Source organism: Acinetobacter sp. ANC 4178, assembly GCF_004331175.1.
Lineage (GTDB): Bacteria > Pseudomonadota > Gammaproteobacteria > Pseudomonadales > Moraxellaceae > Acinetobacter.
In genome coordinates this window covers 485,641-498,502 of sequence record NZ_SJOD01000001.1, presented here as the reverse complement: position 1 = coordinate 498,502, position 12,862 = coordinate 485,641, and the positions used below count along the sequence as shown (strand labels likewise).

Genomic DNA, 12,862 nt, shown 5'->3' with positions numbered 1-12,862 from the left:
GGAATTCTAGAGAGTGAAGCAAGAGATTTATGTGATTTACATTTTACTGAAGAGTAAATTTTAGTGTTGCGAAGTGCGATGAAAAGACAAAGAGGCAATTCATAAAATTGCCTCAAAGCTTAATACTTATTCATCAGGATATGCGACTTTTTTCAAAGCTTTGATATCTGTTTCTGGTGAGCAAAGTGAAATAAACTCATAACCATAACCGCGAAGTAAATGCCCTTTGCGTACTGCAAGCCAAGTGGTGTTAACGCCAAAAATATCCGTTTGAATTTGCTTTAAGCGATAGTCACGTTCAGCATCGTACGCCACATTATTGACAATACCCACGCCCATACCAAGTTCCACATAGGTTTTAATGACATCGGCATCCAGTGCAGACATCACAATATCAACATCGATATGTGCATCTTCAAATGCTTTATCAATTTTAGAACGACCCGTGAAACCACCGTGATAAGTGATTAATGGGTAATGCGCTAAATCGGTCAATTCAATAGTTTCTTTTTTTGCCAACTCATGTTGCTGCGGGGTGATAATGCAGTGTTGCCAGTTATAAAATGGCACACTGGCTAAATTATCTTCTGTAGTCAAAGATTCAGTGGCTATGCCAATATCGGCTTCACCCTGTAACAACATTTCTGTAATTTCAACAGGGCTGGCTTGTTGCAGGATCAGATGAACTTTAGGAAATTCTTTTTTAAATAAGTTTACGATAGGTGGTAAGACATATCGTGCTTGGGTATGCGTGGTCGCAATGGTTAAAGTCCCTTCATCCACTTTATTAAAATCGTCGGCTAAACGTTTAATATTGTCGGCATCAACCAACATACGCTCTACAATGCCGAGTAAAGCTTGTCCTGGTTCTGTTAAGCCAAGTAGACGTTTACCTTTACGAATAAATAGTTGAACCCCTAATTCATCTTCTAAGTCTTTAATATGTTTACTTACCCCAGATTGAGAGGTATATAAAGCTGCAGATGCTTCGGTCAAGTTGAAGTTCTGTCGCACTGTTTCTCGAATAATTCTGAGTTGTTGGAAATTCATTTCTCTATACCTTAAAGCGGGTGAGGTGGTTATGCCTCACCTCTATGTCTCTATGCGACTTGATTTTCGAATAAGTGTAATGCAGTTGCACTCAACCAAACAGTTTGATTTGGTCTAAATTGATGTAATTTTGACTCTTCTGGGCTGAGTGTGATTTCAATCAGGTTGCCTTGGCGGTCTTGTAACTCAGCCAAGACTTTGCCTGCAATCCAAATTTCACGTAAGAACGTGGCTTGAATTGCATTGTCTTGGGGCTGAGTATGAATGCGTAATTCATTTGGACGCGCAAAGGCAACCACATTGCCATGTGGTGCATGTTGTGCTGCTTCTAACTGAATACGGTCTTCGCCCAGTTGAATAATGCCTTGATGATTGTGTCCTTCAAAGCGGTTGGCTTGCCCTAAAAAGTCAAACACAAACGGTGTGGCTGGTTTTTCATAGACTTCACGAGGCGAACCAATCTGTTCGACATTGCCTTTGTTCATCACCACAATTTGATCGGCAACTTCTAGCGCTTCTTCCTGATCGTGCGTCACGAAAATTGAAGTAATGTGCAATTCGTCATGTAAGGTACGTAACCAACGACGCAGTTCTTTACGTACTTTGGCATCGAGTGCGCCAAAAGGTTCATCAAGCAACAAGACTCTTGGCTCAACCGCTAAAGCACGTGCCAAGGCAATACGTTGACGTTGTCCACCTGAAAGTTGCGCAGGATAACGGTCTGATAAGAAACCCAACTGAACCAAATCCAGTAAACGGGTAACGCGTTTTTTAATTTCTGCTTCTGAAGGACGTGTTGCACGCGGACGAACACGTAAACCAAAGGCAATATTGTCAAAGACGGTCATGTGACGGAATAGGGCATAGTGTTGGAATACAAAGCCAACTTGGCGCTCCCGTACATGTACATCAGTGGCATCTTGACCTTCTAAAATCACCTGTCCACCGTCAGCGGATTCTAAACCCGCAATAATACGGAGCAGGGTGGTTTTACCGCAACCTGAAGGACCAAGCAAAGCTACCAATTGACCTTCAGGGAAATCTAAAGAAATGTTTTTAAGTGCATGGAATGCACCAAAGTTTTTTTCAATGTTTTTGACTTGAATACTCATGGGGACATTCCTATTTAAAGACCTGAACTGCTGTTACTTTTGTTTTGCTTTTCCTGACGATATTCAACCCAAGTTTTCAAAATTAAGGTGACAATCGCCAGTAAAGCCAGTAAGGAGGACACTGCAAAAGCCGCGCTAAAGGTGTACTCGTTATAAAGAATTTCGACATGTAGCGGTAAGGTATTGGTTTCGCCGCGAATATGTCCTGAAACTACAGATACCGCGCCAAACTCACCCATAGCCCGTGCATTACATAGGATTACACCGTAAATCAGACCCCATTTAATATTTGGGAGTGTAACTTTCCAGAAGGTTTGCCAGCCTGAAGCGCCAAGAACCATTGCAGCTTCTTCTTCTTCAGTACCTTGAGCTTCCATAAGTGGAATAAGTTCACGAGCCACAAAAGGAACGGTAATAAAGACAGTAGCAAGCACAATCGCAGGTACGGCATACAGAATTTTAATGTCATGATCCTGTAACCAATTCCCCATCCAGCCTTGGGTACCAAAAATCAGTACCAACATTAAACCTGCAATGACAGGTGAAACAGAAAATGGCAGATCAATTAGGGTGGTGAGGAGTGATTTACCACGGAAATTAAACTTTGCCACCGACCATGCTGCTGCTACGCCAAACACTACATTCAATGGAACTGCAATTACAGCGGTGAGTAAGGTGAGTTTGACCGCAGACAATGTATCTGGATCGATCAGTGCTTGAATATAAACCGCAACCCCTTGCTTAAAGGCTTCTGCAAAAACCAGAATAAGTGGAAGAATTAAGCAGCTTAAGAAAAAAAGTAAGGCAATGCTCAATAAAGTGTAGCGGACCCAAGCGGGTTCACGGGTGGCATCACGGGACTGTAAGCGTTCAGCAAAGGCATTGCTGTTGGTAACTAAGCTCATATTGCAGTTCTCCCCGTACGACGACTTGCCCATGCTTGTAATAAGTTAATTAAAAATAACAATGCGAATGAAATTAACAGCATGACTACGGCAATGGTGGTTGCACCTGCATAATCATATTCCTCTAAACGAGAGATAATCATGAGGGGTGCAATTTCAGTTTTGAATGGTTGATTGCCTGCAATAAAAATGACAGAGCCATATTCACCGACACCACGAGCAAATGCCAAAGCAAAACCTGTGAGCAGTGCAGGAAATAAAATGGGTAAAATAATTTTAGTCACAATTTGCAGACGGTTCGCACCCAAAGCCGAAGCGGCCTCTTCGAGTTCTGTTTCTAAATCGCTTAATACAGGTTGAACAGTACGCACCACAAAAGGAATACCAATAAAAATCAGCGCAAGCGTGATCCCGATCGGGGTGTATGCCACTTGAATCCCTAAAGGATCGAGATATTGTCCAACCCAACCTGTAGGTGCATAAAGTGAAGTTAACGCGATACCTGCCACCGCAGTGGGTAAGGCAAAAGGTAAATCGACCAAGGCATCGACAATACGTTTACCTGGAAAACGATAACGAACCAAGCACCACGCCAGTAATAAGCCAAAAATGACATTAATGACCGCCGCTAAGAGTGCGGTACTAAAACTGAGTTGTAGGGCTTTTAAGATACGTTCAGAACTTAAAATTTCCCATAAACCGGACCAACCAATATCTAAAGATCGAATAAAAACGGCTGAAAGTGGAATCAGTACAATTAAAGATAAATAGGCGAGGGTAAAACCTAGCGAAAGTCCAAACCCTGGCAGCACTCGGGATCGCTGCGACATGACAATTCCTCAAAATGTGAGAATACTGATCAAATAAAATCAGTAAAATAATCAGTAAATTAAATTATGCAGACTCTAGAGTGCATAGTTTAGAAAATTCGGATAATCATCAGACAGACGCATTCGAGACATGGTGTATTCAGGAATAATGTAGTCATAGATTTCAGGAAATGGACCAAAACCTGATGCCACATTAATATGTCCCACTTGACCTAAATTCACGGGTTGTAGTTTCCAGTTACGAGCCAACTGCTGTGCATCTTCAAAGTTTAGCCACGGATCATTTTCACTAATCAACAAGGTGGTTGGCACATGAAGCTTCAATTGCTGAAAGAAAGCTTGATAATCAGTTTTACTGTCACGTGCGAAACCTGCTTCGCCAAATCGGGCAGGATTGGCAGGTGCAACTAAAATCAACTTTTTCACATGTTTGTTGAGCTCAGGATGCAATGCTAATGCAGCCACTGTCGTTAAACAGCCAAAGCTATGCGCGACGATTTGTACATCACTTTGAAGGGGGCGCAGTGTTTTTGTAAATTGGTCTACCCAGTTTTTAAGGATAGGTTGGTTCCAATCGGTCTGATGTACACGGGAGCTAGACATGAGGTTACGCTGCAACCATGATTGCCAGTGTTGAGCTTCACTACCACCTACCCCAGGTACGATTACGGTATGAATCATGACGTTGCTCCTGTGTAATTGAATAACTGCTTATTTCGCGCTATTGGTTTTCACGATCTGATCGAAAATGCCACCGTTGTCAAAATGCTGTTTCTGAACTTTGGTCCAACCCCCAAACTCTTTATCAATTGTGACCAGTTTCAATGGCTTAAAGGTGGTTGAATATTTTTTCAGTACAGTTGCATTACGTGGACGGTAATAGTTTTTCGCCGCAATCTCTTGTCCCTGAGGTGAATACAGGAAGTTCAGATAACCTTTAGCAAGATTTAAATTGCCATCTTTTTGTGCATTCTTTTCAACAATCGCAACAGGTGGTTCAGCTAAAATAGATAAAGATGGGGTGATAATTTCGAATTTACCTGGTTGCTCACGTACAGCGAGGTAGGCTTCATTTTCCCAAGCCAGTAATACGTCACCAATACCGCGTTCAGCAAAAGTTGTGGTTGCACCACGTGCGCCAGAGTCGAGTACTTTGGTTTGTTTATAAATTTGACGAACAAACTCTTGTGCTTTGGCATCAGAACCATATTGGTGTTTAGCCCAAGCCCAAGCACCCAAATAGTTCCAACGTGCACCGCCTGAAGTTTTTGGGTTCGGTGTAATAATATCTACACCCGGTTTAACCAAATCGCCCCAATCTTTGATTCCTTTCGGGTTGCCCTTGCGGACTAAAAACACGATAGTTGAAGTGTAAGGAGTCGAGTTTTGTGGGAATTTCTTTTGCCAGTCTTTTGGGAGCAGGTTGGTTTTGTCTGCAATCGCATCAATATCGGCTGCCAAAGCCAAAGTAACCACGTCGGCATCTAAACCATCAATTACAGCACGTGCTTGTTTGCCTGAACCGCCATGTGATTGTTTGAAATTAACATCCTGACCTGTACGACTTTTCCAGTATTGTCCAAACTGTTTGTTAAAGTCTTCATAGAGTTCACGTGTCGGATCATAAGACACGTTTAGGAAATCCTTTGCTGAAGCATGTACTGCTGTAATTGAAATGAGTGCAGCAACCACCCCGAGTTTAAGTGTAGAAAAGCGCATTTTCAGACCTCAATAATTCTAAATGTTCGTTAACATGAGCAAAGAATAGCGCCGTGTTTTTTGCAAAAAAAATAATAAAAAACGAATTTGATATGAATAAAAAAGAAATAAGTTAGATAATCTAGTCCCTAAACTACAGCAGGATCTTTGGGGGAGTAGTTATGCTTTGTTTTAAGAATGCGCAGGAAGTTACGAACGTTACCTTACTTGATCGTGCTTTTCATTATGGCGATGGCTGCTTTACGACTGCGCGAATTGTGAATAATCAAATTGGGCTAGAAAGCTTACATTACGCGCGTTTACAGTTGGCGTGTGAGCGTTTATTGCTTAATGCAAACTTAGCTTTGATTGCTGAAACTTTAGTGAAAATGCAGCAAGATTTTGGGTGTCTAAATGGGACTTTAAAAGTTGTCATTAGCCGCGGAGATGGACAACGCGGCTATAGTCTGCCCGACCATGTTGCCGACGTCTGGGTGTTTTTCTATCCCCAAACTATCGAAATATTTCATTACCAGAAAATTCAGTCTGGCGTCTTGCAGGGTGTTATGGGGTTAAGTATGCCAAACTTGGTTGGCATAAAAAGTTTAAACCGTTTAGAACAGGTCATGCTTAAACAAGAAGCCGATCAACACGGGTGGCTAGAGGCGTTGGTATTGGATGTACAGGGCTCAGTTGTTGAAGGGATAAGCAGTAATTGTTTCTTTCGCATAAATGACACATGGATTACGCCTGAACTTCGTTATAATGGCGTGCATGGCGTCATGCGCGCAGAAATTTTACGTCGTATGCAGCAGCAAGATATTCCATGCGAACAGCGTTTGGTTAACTCGGAAGAGATAGTAGATATACAAAGTCTATTTTTCTGTAATGCCTTGCAGCCCATGAAAATTGCCACAGTGTTAGATCAGCAAACATTAATGGTTGAACCCTGTATTGAACTTTTTAATATCCTAGAATTGAATCAGATAGCCTAATTTTATTATGAGCAGTAAACCAAAACCGAAAAAAAAGCCTGCGAAAAAAGGCACGCCAACAGCAAAATTCTCCGCTAAAAAATGGGGAATTTTTATTGGGCTATTTCTAGTCGTTGTCATCGGTATTCTTTGGTCGAGTTTATTTAAGACTTATCCAGTAGAAGGTAAAAAACAACTTTTAGCGATTGGTCAGGGGGATAGCTATTCGGGTTTGATTGATCGACTATCAAAAGAAAATAAGATTCATTTCCCTTTGATTTTAAAGCTTTATCAAAAAATCATGATTCACGAGAGCTTAAAAGCGGGTGTTTATGAAATTGATCAGGGTATGAGTGTACGTCAGGTTTTAGAGTTTATTTCTAATGCTGAAAATGCGCAGATGAATCGTGTTTTAGTGATTGAAGGCACCACCTTTAAACAATTGGTAGAGCAATTACAACAGAATCCATTGGTAAAAAAAGAGGTTTCAAATCTACCGCAAGCAGAGATGCTACAAGCTTTAAATATTCCATTTTCGCACCCTGAAGGTTTATTTGCACCAGATACCTATTTCTTTAACAAAGGTGAATCTGATAAGAAAATTTTGACAGACTTGTACCGTCGTCAAATGAAAAATCTGGATCAGGCTTGGGAAAATCGTGCTCCTAATCTACCCTATAACAATAAATATGAAGCGCTGATTATGGCGTCGATTATTGAAAAAGAGACCAGTTTGGACAGTGAGTTACAGCAAGTTTCAGGTGTCTTTGTACGTCGTTTGCAAAAAGGCATGCGTTTGCAAACCGACCCAACGGTTATTTACGGAATGGGAGATCGATATAAAGGCAATATCACCCGTCAAGATTTAAGAACACCGACCGCTTATAATACCTATACCATGAGTGGCTTGCCTCCAACGCCTATTGCTTTACCAAGTAAAAAAGCGATTGAGGCAGCAATGCATCCAGATGATTCCAACACGATTTATTTTGTTGCCACAGGCAATGGTGGACATAAATTCAGTGCAACTTTGGAAGAGCATAATCGTGCCGTCAAAGAATATTTATCCGTTTTAAAATCGAAGCAGGAGTGAAACATGTTTATTAGTTTTGAAGGCACAGAAGGTGTCGGGAAAACCACTCTCATTCGTAAAATTCATGAGCATTTTCAACAGCAAGGCATAGAAGTTGTTTTAACGCGTGAGCCGGGTGGAACACCAATGGCTGAGCAGATTCGCAGCCTACTATTGGCAGTGAATCATGATGAATCAATGTCCAATGATACCGAGTTATTATTGATTTATGCCGCACGCGCACAGCATTTACAGCAAGTCATTGTACCTGCCTTGCAAGTGGGTAAAACTGTTTTATGCGACCGTTTTACCGATGCAAGTTTTGCTTATCAATGTTCGGGACGTGGCTTGGATCAAACCAAATTAAATTTATTAAACGATCATTTTGTTTCACATATGCCAAATATTACTTTCTGGTTAGATGCTCCAATCGAAACTGGTATGGCGCGTGCGCGTGAACGTGGTGCTTTAGATCGTTTTGAGCAAGAGAAAGTCAGCTTTTTTGATAAAGTTCGTGCGGGTTACCAAACGCTTTGGGAGCAGCAACCTGAACGTATGAAACGTTTAGATGCGACACAGACACCAGAACAAGTTTTTGCACAAGCTTTGTCATATTTGGTGTAATTGTTGATCAATTTTCCTAGTGTCGAACACTGAATAATCTTTTATAGTGATGATCGAATAGGGAAGTAGGACAAGAATACGCAATGAATATGCAAAGTAAACAAGCTCAAATTATTCAGTTTTTGATGCAACATTTTCCGCAAAGTTTAGAAAAATGCGAGATTGAATCGATTACTGATCGGGGTGCAACGGTCATTTATCATATTGATGATCGAGATTTGCGTCCCGGTGGTACGGTTTCAGGACCGACCATGATGACGGTTGCAGATTATGCTTTGTATATTGCAATCCTTGGGGAAATTGGCATTGTTGGGCTAACCGTGACCACCAATTTAAACATTAACTTTTTGCGTAAACCCGCAGCTTCGCAAGACTTGCGCGGAGTATGTAAACTGATGAAAGTTGGCAAAGCCCTTATTGTGGGAGAAGTTTGGATTTATTCGGTTGATGAAGATGAACCTGTGGCACATGTGACAGGAACATATTCAGTACCGCCACAGCGAATGCCATCATAAGATTGAATAATTACTGTTAAAATTGAGTGATAACTAGAACATTTTAATGGGCAGGTACAGTTCAAAATAACTGTACCTGCCGTATTTTATTCAGCATTCACCAAAGGTGTTTCAATTTGGAAGTTTGGAGGCGTGAGTACTGTTTTTCGTAATTCAGACGCCAGTTCAGGATAGTCTAAAGTGAAATGTAGCCCGCGAGATTCTTTACGTTCCATAGCACAACGTACAATCATTTCTGAAACCAACACCAAGTTACGCAGTTCAATCAGATTTTTACTGACCTGATAATCTTCATAATATTCAGTGATTTCACGCTTGAGCATTTCAATACGGTGTAAAGCACGTTGTAAGCGTTTGGTGGTACGGACAATGCCCACATAGTTCCACATGGTTTGACGCAATTCATCCCAGTTCTGCAAAATGACTACATCTTCATCTGGATTCATGACTTGGGAATCATCCCATTCTGGAATTTGAGGCGAACTATAATTTTCAACATAATGCGATTCAATATGTTCAGCAGCACTCATGCCATAGACGAAACACTCCAGTAGAGAGTTACTTGCCATACGGTTGGCACCATGCAGACCCGTATAAGAGGTTTCACCAATCGCATATAAACCTTGAATGTCGGTTTGGCTATGTTCATCGACCACCACGCCACCACAAGTGTAGTGTGCAGCAGGAACAACAGGAATCATTTCCTTAGTGATATCAATGCCTAATTCGAGTAATCGAGCATACAACGTCGGGAAATGTTCTTTGACGAAGGCTTCTGGTTTATGGGTAATGTCTAACCAGACATGACGGATACCTAAACGTTTAATTTCATAGTCAATGGCACGGGCAACAATATCGCGTGGTGCCAGTTCAGCACGTTCATCAAAACGCAACATGAAGCGTTCACCATCAGGCAATCTTAAATAAGCACCTTCACCACGCATGGCTTCGGTGATGAGGAATGAGCGAGCTTGCGGATGGTATAAACAAGTAGGATGGAACTGGTTAAATTCCATGTTTGCCACGCGGCAACCTGCTCGATACGCCATGGCAATCCCATCACCAGTCGCGATGTCAGGGTTTGAGGTATACAGATAGGCTTTCATTGCACCGCCACACGCCAATGCGGTAAAAGGTGCTAAGAACGTATGAACTAATTCAGTTTTTTCATCGAGTGCATATAGACCTAGCGCACGATTGTGATATTCATCTAAACCAAGTTTTTGCGAAGTAATTAAATCAATCGCAATAAAGTTTTCAAATATCGTAATATTGTTTTTTTCTTGTGCACGTTGTACCAGCGTGGTCGAAATCGCACGCCCAGTTGCATCGGCTGCGTGAATAATGCGGCGCTGTGAATGACCGCCTTCACGGGTTAAATGTAACTGTGATTGTTCATCTAAAGTAAACTGCACGCCGTTATTAAGCAGGAAATCAACAGAGGGTTTTCCCCCTTCAACAGTTTGTTTGACCGCATCAAGTTCACATAACTGCGCGCCTGCAATCATGGTGTCATCAATATGCTGTTGAATGGAATCCGTTTCATCCAGAACAGCGGCAACCCCGCCTTGTGCATAATAAGTGCTGGCATCGGTTAGGGTCGATTTTGCTAAAACTGCAATATTGAAATGATGAGGTAATGACAGTGCTAAACTTAAACCTGCGCCACCACTGCCCACAATAATCACATCAAATTGATGCGTTGAGCTTAAATTAGACATTTCCATCAGCTAATTTTAAAAAAAGTTTGGTAATGACAACGCTTTTTGAGATAAAAGGCAAGTGTAAAATAGTCGAGTGCTTATCAGAAAAAGCAATCAAGTTGCTATAACTTCATCTAAAAATAAGTACTTGTTTTGCTAAAACATAATTGAACATATTATTACGCAAGAATCACAAGTTTTATGATAAAAATTTTTTGTCTAATACGTAACAATAATTGAGTGAATGAGTTTTATGAAAAGTGGCTATTTACAAAAAGGAATGTATGCTGCGGTTTTTACAATGGTGGCAGTACAAACTCAAGCCGCGCCAGCAGTGGATTTTTCTAATTTAGTTGAGCAAGTCAGTCCTGCGGTGGTGAGCGTGAATGTGGTCAAAAAAATGACCCAAGAAGAAATTATGCAACAACAAGTACCAGAAATTTTGCGTCGTTTTTTTGGTAATCAGGTCATTATTCCGCAGCAGCAAGCCCCACAAGAAAAAACGGCTTATGGCAGTGCATTTTTTATCAGTAAAGATGGCTATTTACTGACGAATCATCATGTAGTCGAAAATGCCTCTAAAGTCACCATTATGATGAATGATCGTCGTGAGTTAGATGCAACAGTCATTGGTAGTGATGAACGTACCGATGTGGCATTGCTTAAAGTGAAAGGGGATCAATTTCCTGCTCTCAAAACGGGTAATGTCGATCAACTAAGAGTGGGTGAACCTGTATTGGCCATCGGTTCTCCATTTGGTTTTGATTATTCGGCTTCGGCAGGGATTGTCAGTGCCAAAATGCGGAATATGATGGGTGAAACATCAGTTCCATTTATTCAAACCGATGTTGCATTAAACCCGGGTAACTCAGGCGGCCCCCTGTTTAACCAAGGGGGCGAAGTGGTTGGGGTGAACTCGCGTATTTTTAGTGGAACGGGCGGCTACATGGGCTTGTCTTTCTCCATTCCAATTGATGTTGCTATGGATATTGCAGACCAGTTGAAGAAGAATGGTAAAGTGACTCGTTCTTATCTGGGCGTTATGATGCAAGATATTGATCGTAACTTGGCAGAATCTTACAATTTACCGAAACCAGAAGGTGCTTTAATTACCGACGTAACACCAAATTCACCCGCAGCAAAAGCAGGTCTAAAAACAGGTGATATTGTGTTGAAGTACAATGGTGCAGCGATTTCACGCACTTCAGAACTCCTTAATTATTTAAACCGTTCTGTACCAAATCAAACCATTCAACTTGGAGTATTACGTGATGATAAAACCCGTAATATTTCTGCAACCTTAACCACTGCCCCAGATGATACGCCTGCTAAAGTGGATCAGGGCGCAGAAAGTGCTGGACCAAAAATTGGTGTGGCAATTCGTGATTTATCGCCAGCCGAATTAGCGCAACTGAATATTAAAGGTGGCATATTGATTCAAGACGTGATGCGCGGTGGGGTGGCATCTCAAGCACGGATTTTACCGGGTGATGTCATTACACAGTTAAACAATACAACCATCAATAATTCGAAAGATTTCATCAAAACCGTTTCAGGTTTAAAGAAAGAGAGCATTGTGCGTGTTTCACTGATTCGTGAAGGACAGCGGGCTATTTTAGGGATGCGTATTTAAGCATCTTGATGTGAAATCATGACATGAACTGGAAAAAGTCAGTCTATTCAGTTTAGACTGACTTTTTTTTGGCTGGTGTTCACGCAGCCGAATCAACTTAAGTGTGAAAAGCATCAACATGGTTTTTTAAACTTTAACGTAACCATGGACAGGACAAACAAATTAATGAGCGCGATTTTTGATTTAAATTTGACGGTAAAACCAGAGCATATTGATGCGTTGGGACATGTCAATAATGTGGTTTATGTGCAGTGGATGCAGGATATCGCAACGGCACATATTGACCAGTTAGGTTTGGGTATTCAGCAGTATTTAGAACTCAAACATGCCATGGTCGCAGTTGAGCATCATGTGCAATATCGCAAAGCAGCTTTATTGAATGACGAAATTGTATTGCGGACATGGCTAAGCGACATCAATAGTATGTATTTATTTCGTCAGTATGTTTTTTACCGACCAGCCGATCAAGCTGTGCTATTTATGGGTCAGACCAAATGGGCTTGTGTGGAAATTGCAACAGGACGACCTAAACGTATTTCGCCGACATTTTCGCAAGCGTATCAACCCTTAAATGATCAGATAAATCCATTAGATTTTTCACAGCGCTTTACGGTTTAAAAGCCTATGCGCGCATGTTTGAAAAATGTACAGACTTAAAAACCTGAACGTTTAAACGAATTTATCACTTTTTCATTTTTGCAATCTGCTATAATCGGCAGCAATTTGTTTAACCGCTTACGCTTAGT

Annotated in this window: 13 protein-coding genes; 6 read left to right on the top strand and 7 right to left on the bottom strand. The window is 41.3% G+C overall.

Annotation, left to right across the window (positions count from 1 at the left end; genetic code table 11):
• Window positions 1-126: 126 nt before the first annotated feature.
• The 6 genes from E0H87_RS02355 to E0H87_RS02330 form a co-directional block, all read right to left on the bottom strand.
• A complete protein-coding gene (locus tag E0H87_RS02355; protein ID WP_131322039.1) occupies window positions 127-1,050 on the bottom strand; it encodes a CysB family HTH-type transcriptional regulator in 924 nt (307 codons plus the stop codon).
• 50 nt (window positions 1,051-1,100) lie between these two features.
• Window positions 1,101-2,162 (bottom strand): sulfate/molybdate ABC transporter ATP-binding protein, encoded by a 1,062-nt coding sequence (locus tag E0H87_RS02350; RefSeq protein ID WP_131322037.1) that lies wholly within the window; start codon window positions 2,160-2,162, stop codon window positions 1,101-1,103.
• A gap of 14 nt (window positions 2,163-2,176) precedes the next feature.
• Complete coding sequence (cysW, locus tag E0H87_RS02345) at window positions 2,177-3,067, bottom strand: sulfate ABC transporter permease subunit CysW (RefSeq protein ID WP_131322035.1); 891 nt, start codon at window positions 3,065-3,067, stop codon at window positions 2,177-2,179.
• Entirely contained in the window at window positions 3,064-3,897 is an 834-nt protein-coding gene (gene cysT / locus E0H87_RS02340; protein WP_131322033.1) for a sulfate ABC transporter permease subunit CysT, read from the bottom strand. Before cysT ends, cysW begins: the two co-directional genes overlap by 4 nt.
• A 75-nt stretch (window positions 3,898-3,972) precedes the next feature.
• Window positions 3,973-4,578 (bottom strand): alpha/beta hydrolase, encoded by a 606-nt coding sequence (locus E0H87_RS02335; protein WP_131322031.1) that lies wholly within the window; start codon window positions 4,576-4,578, stop codon window positions 3,973-3,975.
• Window positions 4,579-4,608: 30 nt separating this feature from the next.
• Complete coding sequence (locus tag E0H87_RS02330) at window positions 4,609-5,616, bottom strand: sulfate ABC transporter substrate-binding protein (protein ID WP_131322029.1); 1,008 nt, start codon at window positions 5,614-5,616, stop codon at window positions 4,609-4,611.
• Between the two features lie 161 nt (window positions 5,617-5,777).
• Here E0H87_RS02330 and pabC point away from each other — a divergent pair, with 161 nt between their 5' ends.
• The 4 genes from pabC (at window position 5,778) to E0H87_RS02310 (ending at window position 8,780) form a co-directional block, all read left to right on the top strand.
• Window positions 5,778-6,590, top strand: coding sequence for an aminodeoxychorismate lyase (gene pabC / locus E0H87_RS02325; RefSeq protein WP_131322027.1), 813 nt, complete (start codon window positions 5,778-5,780; stop codon window positions 6,588-6,590).
• A 7-nt stretch (window positions 6,591-6,597) separates the two neighbouring features.
• Complete coding sequence (gene mltG, locus E0H87_RS02320) at window positions 6,598-7,662, top strand: endolytic transglycosylase MltG (protein ID WP_131322025.1); 1,065 nt, start codon at window positions 6,598-6,600, stop codon at window positions 7,660-7,662.
• Window positions 7,663-7,665: 3 nt separating this feature from the next.
• Window positions 7,666-8,265, top strand: a complete 600-nt coding sequence (tmk, locus tag E0H87_RS02315; RefSeq protein WP_131322023.1) for a dTMP kinase — start codon at window positions 7,666-7,668, stop codon at window positions 8,263-8,265.
• Between the two features lie 89 nt (window positions 8,266-8,354).
• The gene (locus E0H87_RS02310) at window positions 8,355-8,780 is read left to right on the top strand and encodes a PaaI family thioesterase (protein ID WP_131322493.1); all 426 of its coding nucleotides are present in this window, start codon (window positions 8,355-8,357) and stop codon (window positions 8,778-8,780) included.
• A gap of 86 nt (window positions 8,781-8,866) precedes the next feature.
• On the opposite strand, the gene nadB is transcribed toward E0H87_RS02310, so the two are convergent.
• A complete protein-coding gene (nadB, locus tag E0H87_RS02305; protein ID WP_165493928.1) occupies window positions 8,867-10,507 on the bottom strand; it encodes an L-aspartate oxidase in 1,641 nt (546 codons plus the stop codon).
• Window positions 10,508-10,736: 229 nt separating this feature from the next.
• Here nadB and E0H87_RS02300 point away from each other — a divergent pair, with 229 nt between their 5' ends.
• A complete protein-coding gene (locus E0H87_RS02300; protein WP_131322019.1) occupies window positions 10,737-12,116 on the top strand; it encodes a Do family serine endopeptidase in 1,380 nt (459 codons plus the stop codon).
• A gap of 165 nt (window positions 12,117-12,281) precedes the next feature.
• Window positions 12,282-12,734 carry an acyl-CoA thioesterase gene (locus E0H87_RS02295; RefSeq protein ID WP_131322017.1) on the top strand — a complete coding sequence of 151 codons (453 nt, stop codon included), beginning with the start codon at window positions 12,282-12,284 and terminating at the stop codon, window positions 12,732-12,734.
• Window positions 12,735-12,862: the final 128 nt, after the last annotated feature.